This window comes from Streptomyces sp. NPDC015139, from assembly GCF_043079785.1.
GTDB classification, from domain to species: domain Bacteria; phylum Actinomycetota; class Actinomycetes; order Streptomycetales; family Streptomycetaceae; genus Streptomyces; species Streptomyces albidocamelliae.
Genome location: NZ_JBIBUW010000001.1, coordinates 108,190 through 125,776 on the forward strand (window position 1 = coordinate 108,190; position 17,587 = coordinate 125,776).

Here is a 17,587-nt window from a genome sequence, read left to right on the forward strand (position 1 = left end):
GTACGTGTACCTCAGTTGTTCTGCAGGAACTGCCTGGCCAGCTGGTCCCCGAGGGTCACCGCGGCGCCGTGGCTCTCGATGGGGGACACCTTGGAGTTCTTGAAGAGGATGTACGTCACGCCCGAGTCGACACCGCCGGTGGCCGGGTCGGAGTCGATGCCGAGCGCCTTGGCCGTGGCGTACGACGCCTCCCCGATGATCTTCGTGGGCCCGGTGTCGCCGACGACGGCGTACTCGACCCTGTTGTTGTAGATCACGGCGACGACACCGCCGCCCTTGATGCCCGCGCCGGAGTAGTTCCAGATGCTGCTGGAGCTGGGCACCACCACGTACGGCAGCGACTCGGCCTTCAGCGGCTTGCCGTCGGACTGGTGGAAGGCGGTGTCGTCCTGGTACCAGGGGTCGCGGTCCTCGTTGCAGTTGGCGGTGCGCTGGCCGTCGCAGTCGATGTCCAGGTCGGCCTTCCAGAACACCGCGCCGTTCTTGCCGCACACGGGCACCGTGGCCGAGGTCTCGTCGTCCGTCTTGTACTTGCCGTTGGAGATCTGGGAGCAGGACGTCACCTTCGCGAGCAGGTCGGACGCGCTGACGGTGCCTTCCTGGGCGGACGCGGGGGTGGTGCCGGGTGCCGAGGTCGCCGCCGCGTTCGCGGGGAGGACCCCGGCGGCGAGCAGGGCGGCCCCGGAAGCCGCGGTGAGGGTCAGTGATCGAAGACGCACTGTGGGGGACCCTTCTGTTAGGAAAGTTTCCTTACCGAGTGTCGTACAAAATGGCGCTGCTTGCATGTTCGCGTCAACCCTTCGGGGGGAAGTCGCGAAACCGGCGCGGATTGCGGCGAATTGTGACTTGGGCAAGAGTGGATGCACCGGGATGTTCCGGAAGTGTCCGACCCTGTCAGTGGTCACCGCACCGGGAGGCGAGGGGTTCCATGTTCGTACGCACGGTGTACGCGACCGGCGATCCGGCCGAGCTGGACACGGCGATCCGAGCCCTCAACTCCGAGGGACGCGACCTGCTCGAGGAGCGGCCCGGCTACCGGGGCGCGGACGTCTACGTCGACCGCGAACTCGGCAAGCTGCTCACGGTGAGCTGGTGGGACTCCGAGGAGGCCCGGCACAACAGCGACGAGGTGATGCGCGAGCGCCGGCCCGCGCTGCTGGAACCCTTCGCGGGCACCGTCGCGGTCGAGAACTACGAGGTCGCCGTCTTCCACTCCATCGAGCACCCCACCGCGGGCGGCGGACTGCGCCTGAGCCGGGTGGAGTTCGAACCGGTGGACGCCGACCTGTTCGCCGACACGTTCCACTCCAGTGTGGTGCCCCGCTACGAGACGCTGCCCGGTCTGGCGCGAGCGGTCCTGTTCCTGGACCGGGAGCACGGACGCGGGCTGGTCGGCACGGTCTTCTCCGACCGCCGCCACCTCGCGGCGTCCCGCGCGGGCCAGGCGGCGGCCCGGCACGAGGGCGCGGCCAAGGCGCACGTGACGGTGGTCTGCCTGGAGGAGTTCGAGGTCGTGCACACGGACGCGCGGGTGGAGTGAGCCGGACACGGCCGTGCGCCCCGCCGGGCCGGCGGGGCGCACGGTGTGGTCTCTCTGATTCCCGCGGCCTCAGGCCATGTCGAACGCGGCCGGGTCGGGACCCAGGCGCCGGTCCTCGTTCAGGGCGCTGATCGCCGCGAGGTCCTCGTCGTCCAGGCTGAAGTCGAAGACCTGGATGTTCTCCTCGATCCGGGACGGCGTCACGGACTTCGGGATGACGACGTTGCCGAGCTGGACGTGCCAGCGCAGCACGACCTGGGCCGGCGTCCGGCCGTGCTTCTGCGCGATCGCAACGATCGCCGGCACCTCCAGCAGGCCCTTGCCCTGGCCGAGCGGGGACCAGGCCTCGGTGGCGATGCCCTGCTCCGCGTGCAGCTCGCGCGAGGCGTGCTGCTGCAGGTGCGGGTGCAGTTCGATCTGGTTGACCGCCGGGACCACGGAGGTCTCGGAGATCAGGCGCCGCAGGTGCTCGGGGAGGAAGTTGGACACGCCGATGGCCCGGATCCGGCCGTCGGCGTGCAGCTTCTCGAACGCCTTGTAGGTGTCGACGTACGTGTCCCGGGACGGCAGCGGCCAGTGGATCAGGTACAGGTCCAGATAGTCGAGACCCAGCCGCTCCAGCGACGCGTCGAAGGCGCGCAGCGTGGCGTCGTACCCCTGGTCGCTGTTCCAGAGCTTGGTGGTGACGAAGATGTCCTCGCGGGGCAGGCCGGAGGCGGCGATCGCCTTGCCGGTGCCCTCTTCGTTGCCGTAGATCGCCGCTGTGTCGATGCTGCGGTACCCGGCCTCCAGTGCCGTGGCGACGGCCCGCTCGGCCTCGTCGTCCGGCACCTGCCATACGCCGAAGCCCAGCTGGGGCATCTCGACGCCGTTGTTGAGGATGATCGGGGGGACCTTGCTGCTCACGAGCTTCTTGATCCTTCGGTTGTCTACAGGTGGTACACCCATCGTCAACGATCACGGCCCGCGATGCATTCCTGACGCCGCGATCGGCCGGTGCGAACCGGATGCGTCAGGACCGGTACAGCGCGTCGACCTCGTTCTCGTACGCCTTCTCGATCGCCTTGCGCTTCAGCTTCAGCGAGGGGGTCAGCAGACCGTGCTCCTCGGTGAACGGCTGGGCCAGTATGCGGAAGGTGCGGATCGACTCGGCCTGCGAGACGAGGGTGTTCGCGGCGACCACCGCACGCCGCACCTCCGTCTCCAGGTCCGCGTCGTGCACCAGCTGGGCCGGCGGCATCCCCGGCTTGCCGCGCATCTGGAGCCAGTGCTCCACGGCCTCCTGGTCGAGGGTGACCAGGGCGGCGATGTAGGGGCGGTCGTTGCCGACGACGATGCACTGGTTGACCAGCGGATGCTCGCGGACCCGCTCCTCCAGCACGCCCGGTGAGACGCTCTTGCCGCCGGAGGTGACCAGGATCTCCTTCTTGCGGCCGGTGATCGTCAGATAGCCGTCCTCGTCCAGCACGCCGAGGTCGCCGGTGGCCAGCCAGCCGTCGTGCAGCGTCCCGTCGGTGGCCTTCGGGTTGTTGAGGTAGCCCTGGAAGACGTTGCCGCCGTGCAGCCAGACCTCCCCGTCGTCGGCGATGTGCACGCTCACGCCGGGGATCGCCTGGCCGACGCTGCCGTAGCGGGTGCGCTCGGGCGGATTCGCGGTGGCGGCGGCCGTCGACTCGGTCAGGCCGTAGCCCTCGTAGATCTGCACGCCGGCGCCCGCGAAGAACAGTCCCATCCGGCGGTCCATCGCGGAGCCGCCGGACATCGCGTTGCGGATCCGGCCGCCCATCGCCGCCCGCACCTTGGAGTAGACGAGCTTGTCGAAGAGCTGGTGCTGCATGCGCAGGCCCGCCGACGGGCCGGGCCCGGTGCCCCACGCCTTGGCCTCGACGGCCTCGGCGTACTTGACGGCGATGTCGACCGCCTTCTCGAACGGGCCCGATCTGCCCTCCTTCTCCGCCTTCCGGCGGGCCGCGTTGAACACCTTCTCGAAGATGTACGGCACCGCCAGGATGAAGGTCGGCTTGAACGCGGCCAGGTCGGGCAGCAGGGCGGCGGCGTGCAGCTGCGGCTGGTGGCCGAAGCGGACCCGGCCCCGGATGGCGGCGACCTCCACCATCCGCCCGAAGACGTGCGCGAGCGGCAGGAACAGCAGCGTGGACGCCTCGCTGTCCTTCTTCGTGTGGAACACCGGTTCCCACCGCTGGATCATCGTGTCCGCCTCGAACATGAAGTTCGCGTGGGACAGGACGCAGCCCTTGGGGCGGCCTGTGGTGCCCGAGGTGTAGATGATCGTCGCGACGGAGTCGGGGGTGACCGCCTGCCGGTGCCGGTGCACCACCTCGTCGTCGACGTGCGCCCCGGCGTCGTACAGCTCCCGCACACAGTCCGCGTCGAGCTGCCAGAGCTGGCGCAGCTGGGGCAGCCGGTCGATGACCGTGGCGATGGTCATCGCGTGGTCCTCGTGCTCCACGACCGCCGCCGACACCTCGGCGTCGTAGAGCATCCAGAAGCACTGCTCGGCCGACGAGGTCGGATAGATCGGCACCACCTGGGCGCCGATCGACCACAGGGCGAAGTCGAACAGGGTCCACTCGTAGCGCGTGCGGGACATGATGGCGACCCGGTCGCCGAATCGGATGCCGCCGGCGAGAAGGCCCTTGGCGAGGGCCATGACCTCGTCGCGGAACTCCGCGGCGGTCACATCGCGCCACTGTCCGGCGGTGTCCTTACGGCCGAGCGCGATATGCAGCGGGTCCGTCAGGGCATGGTCGAAGACGACGTCGGCCAGACCGCCCACCGGCGGCCCCGACGCCAACGGCGGGTTGGTGAACTCGCGCAAAACCTCGCTCCCCGATCCTCGCTGCATGGGCACGCCCGTGACGCTCGGCACAGCGCCGTGAAAGCTACCCCACGGTTCCGCCGGGCGGGAGGGGGTCGGAAACCTAGCAAACCTCACGTTTTCCCAGCACGGTGGCCGGAAAATGCCCCCACATGGGGAAGGGACGGACACAATACTGACGGGTCAGTAAGTTTCGGCACCGTAATCTCCACCGAATCTGTACGCGCCGATTACGGCGTAGCGGCCCAGGAGAGGCGGGGTGGTCGCCCCGGTCGTCGGCGCCGGTCAGTCGCTGTGCCGACGCAGGCGTGCGCCGCCGGACAGGATCGCGGCCGCCAGGGCGTGGGCGGCGCCCTCCGTCGTGTCGCGGCGTCTGCCGTGCACCAGGACGAAGTCGACCTTGCCCAGATCCGGCAGGCCGGCCCGGTCGGGCAGCCGGACCAGACCGGGCGGGATCAGCCGCCGGGAGTGGGCCATCACCCCGAGGCCGGCGCGGGCCGCCGCGATCAGCCCGTTGAGGCTGCCGCTCGTGCACGCGATGCGCCAGTCCCGGCCCTGCCGCTCCAGGACCTCCAGCGCACGGGCCCGGGTGAGGCCGGGCGGCGGATACACGATCAGCGGCACGGGCCGGTCCGGGTCCAGGCGCAGCCGCTCCGCGCCGATCCACACGAGGTCGTCGCGCCAGACCAGCTCGCCGCGGGCGTCCTCGGGGCGCCGCTTGGCCAGTACGAGGTCCAGCTTCCCGGCGGCCAGCCGCTCGTGCAGGATGCCCGAGAGCTCCACCGTCAGCTCCAGGTCGACCTCGGGGTGATCGTGACGGAAGCCCTCGAGGATCTCCGGCAGCCGGGTGAGCACGAAGTCCTCCGAGGCGCCGAACCGCAGCCGGCCCCGCACGCGCGTGCCGGTGAAGAAGACCGCCGCCTGCTCCTGCACCTCCAGCAGCCGGCGGGCGAAGCCCAGCATCGCCTCGCCGTCCTCGGTCAGCTCCACCGAGTGGGTGTCCCGGAAGAACAGCTGTCGGCCGGCCGCGTCCTCCAGCCGGCGCACATGCTGGCTGACCGTGGACTGGCGCAGCCCCAGACGCGCGGCGGCCTGGGTGAAGCTCAGCGTCTGGGACACCGCGAGGAACGTACGCAGATGCGTCGGCTCGTACACGCTTCCCGAGCCTACCCGCCCATCACGAAACACGATGACAGTCAGAGTGGTGTGCGGGTTTCCCGATCGGCGGCCCGCGGAGGACCATGAAGAAGGGCCCGTGCCCCGGGACCGCACGACACGCGCGGACCCTCACAGACCCGCACAGACCCGCACAGCAATCGGAGCACCGTGACACGCCTTCGTTGGCCGAGTTGGATGCCGATCGACCCGTACATCGTCCTGCTGCTCGGGACGGTGGGCCTCGCGGCGCTCCTCCCGGCCGCCGGTGTCGGTGCCGACGTGGCCTCGGGCGCCTCCACGGCCGCGATCGCCTTCCTCTTCTTCCTCTACGGCGCCCGTCTCTCCACCCGCGAGGCACTCGACGGGCTCAAGCACTGGCGTCTTCACGGCACCGTGCTGATCTGCACCTTCGTCGTCTTCCCGCTGCTCGGCCTGGCCGCGCGCGGACTCGTGCCGGCCCTGCTGACCCAGCCCCTCTACCAGGGCCTGCTGTTCCTCACCCTGGTGCCGTCCACGATCCAGTCGTCCATCGCGTTCACCTCGATCGCCCGCGGAAACGTGCCCGCGGCGATCTGCGCGGGCTCCTTCTCGTCCCTCGTCGGCATCCTCCTGACCCCGCTGCTCGCGGCGGCGCTGCTCGGCAACGGCGGCGGCGGTTTCTCCGCCGACTCGCTGGTGAAGATCGTGCTCCAGCTGCTGGCGCCGTTCCTCGCGGGGCAGCTGCTGCGGCCCTGGATCAGCGGATTCGTCACCCGGCACAAGAAGATCCTCGGGTTCGTCGACCGCGGCTCGATCCTGCTGGTCGTGTACACCGCCTTCAGCGAGGGCATGACCCGGGGCATCTGGCACCAGGTCAGCGCCGTACGGCTGGCCGCGCTGCTCGCCGTCGAGGCGGTGCTGCTGGCCGTCATGCTCCTGCTGACCTGGTACGGCGCCAGGGCGCTCGGGTTCGGCCGGGGGGACCGCATCGCCATCCAGTTCGCGGGGTCGAAGAAGTCCCTCGCCTCCGGCCTGCCGATGGCCGGCGTCCTGTTCGGCGCCCACGCCTCCCTGGCCGTGCTGCCGCTGATGCTCTTCCACCAGATGCAGCTGATGGTGTGCGCGGTGATCGCCAAACGCCGGGCCCGCGATCCGCAGGAGACCCCGGACCCGGCGGGGGAGTCAGCCGCGCACACGGTCCAGGGGCAGCCACAGCACCGTGCCCTTCGCTGACCGCCGCGGGGCCGCCAGCTCCTCGTCCGTGAGCGCCCGGTCCCACACGTGCACCTCGTCGATCGCCCCGGTGAAGAAGGCGCGGCCGTCCATGCGCTGAGCGACGTGCACGCCGAACGGCGAGTTGCGGCTGACGGAGCCCGGGACCTCGGCGACGGACGACCGCGTGCCGTCGACGGACAGCGACAGCCGGCCGTCGCCCCGGCGCAGCACCAGGTGGTGCCAGGCGCCGTCGTTGTACGCGGTGTCCGTGCGCACGGACACGGTCCGCGGCGCCGCCGCTCCGTCCCGCACCGTGATCAGGCCCTGGACCCGGTCGGACGCCGGTTCGCCGCGCACCCACACCTGCGGCTGGCTGGTGCCGATCCCGCCCATCCACAGCAGCGGCTGCTCCCCGCTCGTGGCCGTGTACCGGAACCAGAGGGACGCCGTGAAGTCCCCCGACCCGAGCGGCAGCCCGTCACGGTACGGCAGGCGTACGGCGTCGTCGGTGCCGTCGAACTCCAGCGCGCCCCCGGACACGCCGTCCGTCTCCGCGGCGCCGCCCAGCACGAGGGCCGGGCGTGCGTGCCGGGCGAGGTCGGCGGTGACCGGGTCGGGGCCCCTGCGCGGCGCGAGCCAGTCCTCGGTGAAGCGGGCGAAGCGGATCTCGTCGCGGGCGTCCACCGCACCGCCCTCGTACAGCAGGCCGACCGTGTCCCGGCCGGCGCGGACCAGGTCGGAGTAGCCGGACCAGTCCCTGGTGACGATCGTGCCGCGGTCCGCCCCCTCCCAGGTGCGGCCGCCGTCGTACGAGGACCGGATCATCATCGTGCGGCGCCGGTCCGGGTCGCCGGGGCAGGCCAGCAGCAGGCGGTCGCCGAGGCGCAGCAGCGAGCCCTGGACCTGCGGGGCGTACAGGTCGGGCAGGTCGCGGAAGGGCGCGGTGAAGCTGGTGCCGCCGTCCCGGCTGACGGCCTGGGTGCGGTGGCCCAGGTCGGTGCCGTCCTGTTCCCGGCCGCTGACCAGGACCGAGCCGTCGGCGCGTTCGGCGAGGGTGAGTTCGGACGGCTTCTGCCGGAAGGTGCCGTCGGCGGCGATGGGCCAGGTGTCGCTCGCGCCGATCCGCCAGTGGCCGCCGTGGTCGTCGCTGACGACGAGCGCGGCGTGGTTGGCGCTGACCCGGCTGCCGTCCCAGGTCTCGGTGTTGACCCCGAAGACCAGGCGTCCCGCGTACCGGCCGCGGGTGAGCTGGACGCCGTGCACGGGCCCGGTGGCGTACCAGGAGTTCCAGTCGGCGGGCAGGATCTCGGGGCTCAGGTCGCGCGGCGCGGACCAGCTCAGTCCGTCGTCGTCGCTGTACTGGAGATGCGGGGTGCGGTCGCAGGGGACCGAGCAGCTCGCGCCGTCCGTACGGCCCGTGTTGTAGGTCTCCGCCAGCCAGATCCGGCCGGTGTCGCGGTCCACGACCGGTGCCGGGTTGCCGTGGGTGTCCCCGGCGCCCTCGTTGACCACCCGCAGCGGGCCCCAGCTGCGGCCGCCGTCGGTGGAGCGTTTGACCACGATGTCTATGTCGGCCGCGTCGCCGCAGTTGAGGACGCGTCCCTCGGCGAAGGCCAGCAGCGTACCGTCGGTGGTCCGGACGACCGCCGGGATGCGGAAGCAGGCATAACCGGGGTCCTGGGAGGCCCTGAAGAGAACCTGTTGCTCGAACTCGGGCTCCTCCCGCGAGGGTTGGGCCGCCGCCGGAGGAGCCGGGGCGAGGGACACGAACAGGGCGGTCACCGCGAGGGCGGCGGTGGCGAGTACGGAGGCGGTACGGGCGCGAAGACCTGACGGCACGGTGCGACCTGCCCTTCGTCGGCCGGACGACTGGACATCCGGACATCCCACGTCCAACGTGCGCTCCATCGAAGGTAGTTGTGGCCCGCGCGCCCCACAAGAAGCGTGCGGGCGGTCACGGGCGCAGGACGACCTTGCCGAGGTTGCCCCGGGCCTCGACGACCGCGTGCGCCTTCGCCGCGTCCTCCAGAGCGAACTCCCCGTGCACCGAGGGCCGCAGCGCGCCGTCGGCGAACAGCCGCCACAGCTCCTGCCGCCACCGCTCGTACAGCTGCGGCCGGCCGCGGGCGATCAGGGCCATCTGGAAACCGATCACCGACTTGGCGCCCACCAGCAGGTCGTACGCCCGAATCGTGCCGCCTCCCGAGCTGTAGGCGACCAGCCGGCCGTGCGGGGCGAGCGCGGCGAGGGCGGGGGTGAGCAGGTCGCCGCCCACGGCGTCCAGCACGCAGTCGACCGGCTCGCCCCAGCGCGCGTCGCCGTACAGCGCGCAGTCGTCCGCACCGAGGGAGCGGACGAAGTCCGCCTTGCCCGGGCCGGACACGGCACCCACGACCCGGCCCGCGCCCCGTATCCGCGCGAGCTGTACCGCGAGGTGCCCGACACCGCTCGCCGCGGCCGTGACCAGCACCGACTCGCCGGGTGCGGGCCGGGCCGCGTCCAGGGCCCCGAGGGCGACCAGTCCGCCGCGGACCAGTGCGACCGCGTCCACGGCGGACGCCTCGTCCGGCACCGGGGAGGCCATGGGCTCTTGCAGCAGGGCGAAGTCGGCGTATCCGTGGCCGAAGCAGAGTCCGGTCACCCGGTCGCCCGCGCGGAAGCGGGTCACCCCTTCCCCCGCGACCACCACCTCGCCGGCGATCTCGCCGCCCAGCGGGACCGGCTCCGCGGCCTCGGTGACCTTGCGGACGACCGGCAGGGTGACGCCGGCCGCCTCGACGCGCACCAGCACCTCGCCGGGGCCGGGCTCGGGAACGGGCGCCTCCTCCAGGAACAGCGGGCCGCCGGTGGACTCGTACCGGACGCGACGCATCGCGGACCTCCTTGCCGGGCACCCGGCGATCCGTTCATGGGACACACCCATGAATTCGTTGGGAGCCCCAACGGTAGGAGAAGTTCGTTGGGAAGTCCAATGGTTCTCGGATAGGCTGCCGTCATGGCCGAAGCACCCCTGCCCGCGATCCGCTCCCTCCCCAGCTGGCTCCTCGGCCGGGCCGCCGCGCGGGGCCGCGCCCTGGTCGCCGACGCCCTCGCGGCCGAGGACATGAAGATGTGGCACCACGTCGTCCTCTCCGCGGTCCGCGACCTCGCCCCGGTGGCCCAGGCCGACCTCGGCCGCGGGGTCGGCCTGGACCCCAAGGACGTCGTCGGCATCCTGAACGACCTGCAGTCCGCCGGTCTCGTCGTACGCGCCCCCGACCCCGCCGACCGGCGCAAGAACGCCGTGTCCCTCACCGACGACGGCGCCCGCGTCCTGGACCGCTGCGAAACGGCGGCCCGTTCGGCCAACGACGAGCTGCTCGCCCCCCTGACCGCCGCCGAACGCGAGCAGTTCACAACCCTGTTGACCCGGATCTCCGGCACGGGCGGCTGACGTTCCGTCGTTACGGCGGCTGACGTGCCGTCATGATCGCGGCTGACGTTCCGTCAAGGCCGCTGCCGGCGCGCTCGATCCGCGGCGCACCGCCCTCGTCCTCGTCGACCCGATGGACCACGTCGTCGCGTTGCCCCTGGAGCCGCCACGAAGGCGCCGAGGCCCTCGCCGCCGCCGAGGGGCCGGCCGCCGCCTTCCGTGCCGTGGGCGCGCCGTTCGTGGGGCGGGCGCGGCTTTGCGTGCCGCGGGAGCGCACCGCCGGGGACCTCCGGGCAACGGGCCTCGGGCGTCGGTGAGCTCCAGACCGCTCGCCTGCCGCGGACCCAGCCACCTGCCCGCTGCCCGACCTGACTCTCGCCGGAGCGGACCCGAACCGGGTAGCCGCGCCGGCCGGGGGTCGTCCACCCCCGCCCGTCAGCCTCGGGTGGCTGCCTCCCGCAGGGCGATCCGGTCCTCACCCGCGTAGACGTTCATCGAGCTGCCGCGCAGGAAGCCCACCAGGGTGAGGCCGGTCTCCGCCGCCAGGTCCACCGCCAGTGAGGACGGCGCCGACACCGCGGCCAGTACCGGGACACCCGCCATCACCGCCTTCTGCGCCAGTTCGAACGAGGCCCGGCCGGAGACCAGCAGGAGCGTCCGGGACAGCGGGAGATCGCCGTTCTGCAGGGCCCGGCCGACCAGTTTGTCGACCGCGTTGTGCCGGCCGACGTCCTCCTTTATGTCGAGCAGTTCCCCGTCCTCGGTGAAGAGGGCCGCCGCGTGCAGACCGCCGGTGCGGTCGAACACCCGCTGGGCGGCCCGCAGCCGCTCGGGCAGGCCGGTCAGCAGCTCGGGGGTGACCCGGAGCGGAGGGGTGTCGGCGATGGGCCAGCGCGTGGTCGTGCGTACGGCGTCCAGGCTGGCCTTGCCGCACAGTCCGCAGGAGGACGACGTGTAGACGTTCCGCTCCAGGGTGAACTCGGGCAGGGCGACACCGGGCGCGGTCTTCACGTCGACGACGTTGTAGGTGTTGGAGCCGTCCGCGGTCGCCCCGGCGCAGTAGACGATGTTCTGCAGGTCCGACGCGCTCGCGAGCACCCCCTCGCTCACCAGGAAACCCGCGGCCAGCGCGAAGTCGTCGCCCGGGGTACGCATGGTGACGGCGAGCGGCCTGCCGTCGAGCCGGATCTCCAGGGGTTCCTCGGCGACGAGCGTGTCCGGCCGGGTGGAGACGGCCCCGTCGCGGATGCGGAGGACCTTGCGGCGTTCCGTGACTCGTCCCATGTCTCTGATCAGCCCCGGTTCTGTACGTTCTGGCAGCCGAATCGGCCCTTGTGGCGAGGTCGCCGGGGGCACCGCGTCGTCGTGCGGCGAGGTGACCCCGACGACCTCATTGTCCTGCACACGGAGCGCGACGGTGCGCCCGCTCCGCCGTGGGCGCACACCGCGCTCGTCCCCCTCCGCCGTGACGCGTCCCAGGTACCCGCCGCCCGTACGTCGAACTCCTCGGTCGTCCGAGGGCCTGCCGAAAGCGACAACTCCGGCGTCGGTTTCCTGTTGCTGTGCCTGCCCCCGTACCCGCGAGTCACTGATCAGACTGGTGGATCCCGCTACCCACGGCAACGAGGGGGACCCACGTCATGAACGGCACGCGCATCGCCGCCGTCGGCCACTACCAGCCCGCCAGGGTGCTCACCAACGACGACCTGGCCGGCATGGTCGACACCAGTGACGAATGGATCCGCAGCCGGGTGGGCATCCTCACCCGGCACATCGCGGGCCCGGACGAACCGGTGGACGAGCTGGCCGCGCACGCCGCCGCCAAGGCCCTGGCCGCAGCCGGTCTCACGCCGGACGACATCGACCTGGTCCTGGTCGCCACCTCCACCGCGATCGACCGCTCCCCGAACACCGCCGCCCGGGTGGCCGCCCGCCTCGGCATCCCGCGGCCCGCCGCGATGGACGTCAACGTCGTCTGCGCCGGCTTCACGCACGCTCTCGCCACCGCCGACCACACGGTCCGGGCGGGTGCGGCGACCCGGGCACTGGTCATCGGCGCGGACAAGATGTCCGAGGTCGCCGACTGGAGCGACCGCACCACCTGCGTCCTGGTCGGCGACGGGGCGGGGGCCGCCGTGGTCGAGGCGTGCGCACCGGGACAGGAGCCCGGGATCGGGCCGGTGCTGTGGGGCTCGGTGCCGGAGATGGGCAACGCGGTGCGCATCGAGGGCACACCGCCCCGGTTCGCCCAGGAGGGGCAGAGCGTCTACCGCTGGGCCACCACCCAGCTGCCGCCCATCGCCCGGCGCGCCTGCGAGAAGGCCGGCGTCGACCCCGCCGAACTCGCCGCGGTCGTCCTGCACCAGGCCAACCTGCGCATCATCGAGCCGCTCGCCGGGAAGATCGGCGCGGTCAACGCGGTCGTCGCGCGCGACGTCACCGACTCCGGCAACACCTCCGCGGCCAGCATCCCCCTCGCGCTGTCCAAGCTGATCGAGCAGGGCGCGGTCCGCAGCGGCGACGCGGCCCTGCTGTTCGGCTTCGGCGGCAACCTGTCGTACGCGGGGCAGGTCGTACGGTGCCCGTGACGCCCTCCGCGCGGGTGCGCGGGGCGGCGTGACGCGGCCGCCTCCCACCCTTCGGCTCGGGCCCGCCGTCGACGGCGGGCGGAGGACACCCCATAGTGGGCAGTCCACCGTGCACGCGGGCGGCCGGCGGTGTACGGCCGCCGGCCCAGGAGGGGGACCGATGTTGCCGACCGGGCTGCCGCAGGGAGCCGCGCCCAGACTGGAGCGGCCCGGCCCGCTGCGCGACCGTGTCCACGAGGCGCTGCTGGAGCTGATCACCACCCGCGCCCTCCGGCCCGGCCGGCACCTCGTGGAGGGCGAACTCGCCGCGCGCCTCGGTGTCTCCCGGCAGCCGGTGCGCGAGGCGCTCCAGCGTCTGGCCACCGAGGGCTGGGTCGATCTGCGCCCCGCGCAGGGCGCGTTCGTCCACGAACCCACGCAGGAGGAGGCCGACCAGCTCCTCACGGTGCGCACGCTCCTGGAGGCGGAGGCCGCCCGGCTTGCCGCGGCGCACGCCGACGGCCCCGGCGTCGATGTCCTCGAAGAGCTGTGCGACGAGGGTGAGAAGGCAGCGGCGGCCGAGGACGTCGACCGTGCGGTCGCCCTCGACGCGGCCTTCCACACGAAGGTGATGGAGCTGGCCGGGAACGCGGTCCTCGCGGAACTGGCCGCGCAGGTCGACCGCCGGGTCCGCTGGTACCACCCCCCGGTGGCCCGGTGGCGCGGCCGGCAGTCGTGGACCGAGCACCGCGAGCTGGTCACCGCGATCGCCGAGCGGGACGAGCAGCGCGCCCACCGTGTGATGCGCACGCACACCGGGCACGCCCGGCCGCCGGCGCAGGAGCGCGGCGCGACGTGAGCGACGCCCCGTCGGGCCCGCGGACCCACCGGGCGCCCAACGCGACTGTCCGGTCACCATCCGTACGGCACGGCGTCCGGCCACCGTCCGCCCCCGATATACGCAGGTGAAACGCACTCCGAAACCTTGGTATTGTTGTCTCGTCGCCGCGGGGAACACCCCCGGCCGGGCGGCAGACACCTGGTCCGGGTGGCGGAATGGCAGACGCGCTAGCTTGAGGTGCTAGTGCCCTTTATCGGGCGTGGGGGTTCAAGTCCCCCCTCGGACACCAGAACGAAGAGGGCCCCGACCTTACGGTCGGGGCCCTCTTCGTATGCCTCCGTGCGCCTGCCCTACGCCGGGCAGTCCGCCGACGTTTTCGCCGTGCCCCAGCGGACCATCCGGTAGCCGTTCCCGATGATCTCCGCGACCGCGTAGCGGGTGTACGGCCACGCGCTGCCCGCACTCTCGCGTTCGTTCACGAGGGCCCGGCACGCCTTGCCCGCGGCCATGTCCGCCCAGGACTCGGTCTGCGACTGGTTCCACTGCCCGTAGTCCGACCACACGTACATGGCCGAGTTGCCCGGGTCGTAGCCGACCTTGATCTCGTCGTTGCCGACCACGCGATCGGTGCCCAGGGTGTCCCGCATTCCGTTGGTGCCCGCGATGATCTTCGTGGCGGCGCCGTCCGCGACCCGGAACTCGGTCCTGTCGGTGCTGGGGACCATCGCCTGCGCCAGACCGTCCTTGTCCGGCTTCCAGCCCTGCGAGGCGCCGCCCGAGCCCTGACCGCTGCCGTCGTCGGCGGCCGACCGGCACTGCGCGTTGCTGACGAAGTCGTCCTGCCAGGTCACTTCCGGATCCCGGTCGCTCTCGTCGTTCACCATGACGAACTTGCTGTACGGCAGATCCGGGTGCAGACGCAGGACGGCATCCCGTGCCGAGAGGCACATGCTCTTGGCGATCTGGGTCTCGGCGTACATCTTCGCCGCCTCGTCCGAGGTCAGCCGGTAGGAGAGGTACACCTCCCGCCGCGTCTCGTGGAACCGCACGCTCTCCGGAGAGAAGTCGACGCCGTCGCTCATCTCCTGCGCGACCACCCCCTCGTCGTGCAGGATCGAGCGCGCCATGTCGTGTTCGCCCGCGCCCTGTGCCGCCCGCGCCTGGCTCCAGCTCGCCGCGGTCGCCGAACCGCCGCTCCCCGTCTGCTGTTTCGCCGACGCGTCGCTCTTCGCGGTACTCGCGGAGGGCCGTCCGGAACCGGCCGTGGAGGAGGAGGCCGAGTCCGTCGACGAGGCGTGCGTCTTCTTCCCGGTGTCCTTGGGCAACAGGGCCGCCACTCCGCCGGCCACGCCTCCCACGAGTCCCGCCGCGAGGACCACCGCGCCGATGATCTGCTTCTTCCTCGACCGGCCGCGCTCCGGCGGCACGTGCCAGACGGGGCCGTCCGCCGTCGGCATGTCCCAGACGGCCGCGACCATGTCCGCACCCGTCGCCGGCATCGCGCCGGTGCTCACCACCTGGGTGACCTGCGCGGCCAGCAGGGCCCCGCACTCCTGGGCCGCCTGGGCGGCCGTCGGGCGGTCCCCGGGCGCCTGGGCCAGTGCCCTCTCGACGATCGCGCGCAGCGGTGCGGGCATGCCGTCCAGGTCGGCCTCACCGGACATCACGCGGAAGGCCACCACATCGGGCGCGCCGGCCCCGAACGGCAGCCGTCCGGTGGCCGCGTACGCGACGAGAGCCCCCCAGGTGAACACGTCGCTCGCCGGACCCGCGGTGCCCTGCCGGTACTGCTCCGGGCTGATCCACCCGGGCGTGCCGGTCATCATGCCGGTGCGGGTGACGCTGGTGCCGTCGACGGCGTGCGCGATGCCGAAGTCCAGCACCCGGGGACCGGTGGACGTGAGGAGGACGTTCTGCGGCTTGACGTCGCGGTGCACCACACCGGCGGCGTGGATCGCGGCCAGGGCCTGGGCGGTGGCGGCCGCGAAGGCGTACAGGCTGCCTTCCGTGAGCGGTCCCTGGGCGCTCACGTGCTGGTTCAGCGTCGGCCCGGGAACGTAGGCGGTCGACAGCCACGGGGTCGGCGCGTCGGGATCGGCGGCCAGCAGGGGGACGAGGTGCGGCCCGGTGACGCGCGAGGACAGCTCCACCTCGCGCCGGAAACGCGCCCGGAACTCCGGGTCCTGGGCCTGCTCGGCGTGGACCACCTTCACCGCCACGCGCAGACCGTCCGGGGTCACTCCGGCGTGGACGGTGCCCATACCGCCCGCGCCGAGACGGCCGACGATGCGGTACGGGCCTATGCGGGACGGGTCACCGGGGCGCGCCGGCAGAACTCTTCCGGCCGGGCCGATTTCGCTCACGAAGTACTTCCTTGAACTGGGTGATGGCCTGAGTGGGGCGGCGGCGCCGCGCGCGGCCGGCGGACCGACGTACGGGGTCCGGGGCCGTCACGGGCAGCGCGGTGGAGCGCCTTCCCCCGGGCCGGCGTGCCGGCCGGGCAAGGCGTGCGGGAGTGCGACTTACGGTGTGCCGCCGCACAGGGCGCTCACCGGCCGGCGCACGGGTCGTCAGAGCCGCCGCGTACGTCCTGGCGAACGATCCCCGGCCTGTCCGTACGCGACCTTCACCTGCCGCATGAGCGGTCCCCCTCCCCACCGTCGCCCCTGTCCCGTCGAGCCTATGTCCCGTTGACGGCCGCGGGCAGGGCAAGTCCCCACATGTGGACGGAATTGTTGTGAACTCCGTACATCAACAGCATACGAGCGCGCCTCGGACGCCGGTCCGCGAACCGGTGATCCCGAGCTTGTCAGTGGCCCGCGCTACGGTCGGCCGCGTGATCCCAGAGCCAGGTGACGGCGGGCCCGACGACCCGTTCCCGACGGCGGCCGGGGGCTGTGAGCCGCTGTCGGCGGCCGCGGTCCGCCGGGCCGCGCTCGACCATGTGCTGGCCCTCGTCGCCGACGCCCCCTGGAGCGGAAGCCTGGTCCTGCGCGGAAGCATGGTCATGCCCGCCTGGGTGGGAGCCGCGGCCCGTGAACCCGCCGACCTCGACTGGGTGGTGCTGGAGGACGCCGCCGGAGCCGACCCGCTGGACCCGTATCCGTACCTCGACCTGCTGGAGACCGTGCAGCAGTGGCCCGAGGCGGCGGACGGGGCCGCGCGGTACGAGATGTGGACGTACGAGGAGTTCGGCACCGGCGGCCGCCGCCCGGCCCTGCCTCCCGAAGGACTGTCCTGGGTGCCCGACGAGGCCGCGGTGGAGACCGGCCCGCCGTACCTGGACCTGCTCGAGCGCCTCGCCCGGCGCCCGGGCGCGGCCCCCGGGGTCCGGCTCGACGCGGCCGGGGCCCGTGTGGACGGCACGTGGACCTATCGGCACTACGACACCCCCGGGATACGGCTGCTCGTCCCCTGGCACGCGGAGGGCCTGCCGTCCGGCGAGGTGCGCCTGGACTTCGCCCGCGACGAAACGCTCCCCGAGCCCCCGGTGTGGACCCTCGTGCCGACGGGCCGCGGCGGGCGTCCGGTGCCGGTACGGACCGCGAGCCGGGAGCTGTCCCTGGCCTGGAAGCTGCTGTGGCTGCACACCGACACCAGGGACGGCGGCCGGGCCCGGGGCAAGGACCTGTACGACGCGGTGCTCCTCGCCGAGGCGACGGGCGCATTGCCGTCACCACGTCTGCTGGGGAAGGTATTCGGCTTGTCGGCGGACCCGGTCACGGACGCCCTGCGTCCGGAAGCGGTGGCCGGATGGGACGTGGAGTGGGCTGCGTTCCAGGAGGGGCACCCTCGGGCGGAGGGGACCGCGGGGGAGTGGCTCCACCGACTCGTCCGGGCCCTGGAACCGGTCGTCGGACGGCGGGCCGTCAGGTAGCGGCGAACGCCCAACCGGCCATTTTCGGGCCTTACTTCACACATCGCGTCTGTCCTGCCGGGAGAAAATCACTACGCGCCGGGCCGATCCTCTTCCTACACTCGCCGAAGCATCGCGCGCCGCACCGGCACCGCCGGCGGCGCTGTCCGCGAAGTGTGA

14 protein-coding genes and 1 tRNA gene are annotated in these 17,587 nt (G+C 72.3%); 7 read left to right on the forward strand and 8 right to left on the reverse strand.

What is annotated here, in order from left to right:
- Positions 1–11: 11 nt before the first annotated feature.
- Complete coding sequence (locus ACF08B_RS00495; protein WP_392315342.1) at positions 12–719, reverse strand: glycoside hydrolase family 75 protein; 708 nt, start codon at positions 717–719, stop codon at positions 12–14.
- 209 nt (positions 720–928) lie between these two features.
- Between ACF08B_RS00495 and ACF08B_RS00500 the strand changes: the two genes are divergently transcribed.
- On the forward strand, positions 929–1,540 hold the full coding sequence (locus ACF08B_RS00500; protein WP_392315343.1) for an antibiotic biosynthesis monooxygenase: 612 nt from the start codon (positions 929–931) through the stop codon (positions 1,538–1,540).
- 69 nt (positions 1,541–1,609) lie between these two features.
- On the opposite strand, the gene ACF08B_RS00505 is transcribed toward ACF08B_RS00500, so the two are convergent.
- From ACF08B_RS00505 to ACF08B_RS00515, 3 genes are all read right to left on the reverse strand, one after another.
- A complete protein-coding gene (locus ACF08B_RS00505) occupies positions 1,610–2,446 on the reverse strand; it encodes an aldo/keto reductase (RefSeq protein ID WP_392315344.1) in 837 nt (278 codons plus the stop codon).
- Positions 2,447–2,552: 106 nt separating this feature from the next.
- Entirely contained in the window at positions 2,553–4,379 is a 1,827-nt protein-coding gene (locus ACF08B_RS00510) for an AMP-dependent synthetase/ligase (protein ID WP_392316008.1), read from the reverse strand.
- A 285-nt stretch (positions 4,380–4,664) separates the two neighbouring features.
- Positions 4,665–5,534, reverse strand: coding sequence for a LysR substrate-binding domain-containing protein (locus ACF08B_RS00515; RefSeq protein ID WP_392315345.1), 870 nt, complete (start codon positions 5,532–5,534; stop codon positions 4,665–4,667).
- Between the two features lie 198 nt (positions 5,535–5,732).
- Here ACF08B_RS00515 and ACF08B_RS00520 point away from each other — a divergent pair, with 198 nt between their 5' ends.
- Complete coding sequence (locus ACF08B_RS00520; RefSeq protein WP_392315346.1) at positions 5,733–6,749, forward strand: bile acid:sodium symporter family protein; 1,017 nt, start codon at positions 5,733–5,735, stop codon at positions 6,747–6,749.
- Here the strand turns inward: ACF08B_RS00520 and ACF08B_RS00525 are convergent.
- Positions 6,699–8,570 (reverse strand): exo-alpha-sialidase, encoded by a 1,872-nt coding sequence (locus ACF08B_RS00525; protein ID WP_392315347.1) that lies wholly within the window; start codon positions 8,568–8,570, stop codon positions 6,699–6,701. The two genes, ACF08B_RS00520 and ACF08B_RS00525, sit on opposite strands and share 51 nt — an antisense overlap.
- Positions 8,571–8,685: 115 nt before the next feature.
- A complete protein-coding gene (locus tag ACF08B_RS00530) occupies positions 8,686–9,603 on the reverse strand; it encodes a zinc-binding alcohol dehydrogenase family protein (protein ID WP_392315348.1) in 918 nt (305 codons plus the stop codon).
- 123 nt (positions 9,604–9,726) lie between these two features.
- Here ACF08B_RS00530 and ACF08B_RS00535 point away from each other — a divergent pair, with 123 nt between their 5' ends.
- Entirely contained in the window at positions 9,727–10,164 is a 438-nt protein-coding gene (locus tag ACF08B_RS00535; protein ID WP_392315349.1) for a MarR family winged helix-turn-helix transcriptional regulator, read from the forward strand.
- A gap of 414 nt (positions 10,165–10,578) precedes the next feature.
- Here the strand turns inward: ACF08B_RS00535 and fdhD are convergent, their stop codons facing one another.
- Positions 10,579–11,427, reverse strand: a complete 849-nt coding sequence (gene fdhD / locus ACF08B_RS00540) for a formate dehydrogenase accessory sulfurtransferase FdhD (RefSeq protein ID WP_392315350.1) — start codon at positions 11,425–11,427, stop codon at positions 10,579–10,581.
- Positions 11,428–11,783: 356 nt separating this feature from the next.
- Here fdhD and ACF08B_RS00545 point away from each other — a divergent pair, with 356 nt between their 5' ends.
- The 3 genes from ACF08B_RS00545 (at position 11,784) to ACF08B_RS00555 (ending at position 13,840) form a co-directional block, all read left to right on the forward strand.
- Positions 11,784–12,731 carry a beta-ketoacyl-ACP synthase III gene (locus ACF08B_RS00545; protein ID WP_392315351.1) on the forward strand — a complete coding sequence of 316 codons (948 nt, stop codon included), beginning with the start codon at positions 11,784–11,786 and terminating at the stop codon, positions 12,729–12,731.
- Positions 12,732–12,891: 160 nt separating this feature from the next.
- Complete coding sequence (locus ACF08B_RS00550) at positions 12,892–13,569, forward strand: GntR family transcriptional regulator (protein WP_392315352.1); 678 nt, start codon at positions 12,892–12,894, stop codon at positions 13,567–13,569.
- Between the two features lie 183 nt (positions 13,570–13,752).
- A tRNA-Leu gene (locus ACF08B_RS00555) sits at positions 13,753–13,840 on the forward strand.
- Positions 13,841–13,901: 61 nt separating this feature from the next.
- On the opposite strand, the gene ACF08B_RS00560 is transcribed toward ACF08B_RS00555, so the two are convergent.
- Positions 13,902–15,914 (reverse strand): serine/threonine-protein kinase, encoded by a 2,013-nt coding sequence (locus ACF08B_RS00560; RefSeq protein WP_392315353.1) that lies wholly within the window; start codon positions 15,912–15,914, stop codon positions 13,902–13,904.
- A gap of 473 nt (positions 15,915–16,387) precedes the next feature.
- Between ACF08B_RS00560 and ACF08B_RS00565 the strand changes: the two genes are divergently transcribed.
- Positions 16,388–17,428 (forward strand): nucleotidyl transferase AbiEii/AbiGii toxin family protein, encoded by a 1,041-nt coding sequence (locus tag ACF08B_RS00565; RefSeq protein ID WP_392315354.1) that lies wholly within the window; start codon positions 16,388–16,390, stop codon positions 17,426–17,428.
- Positions 17,429–17,587 lie beyond the last annotated feature (159 nt).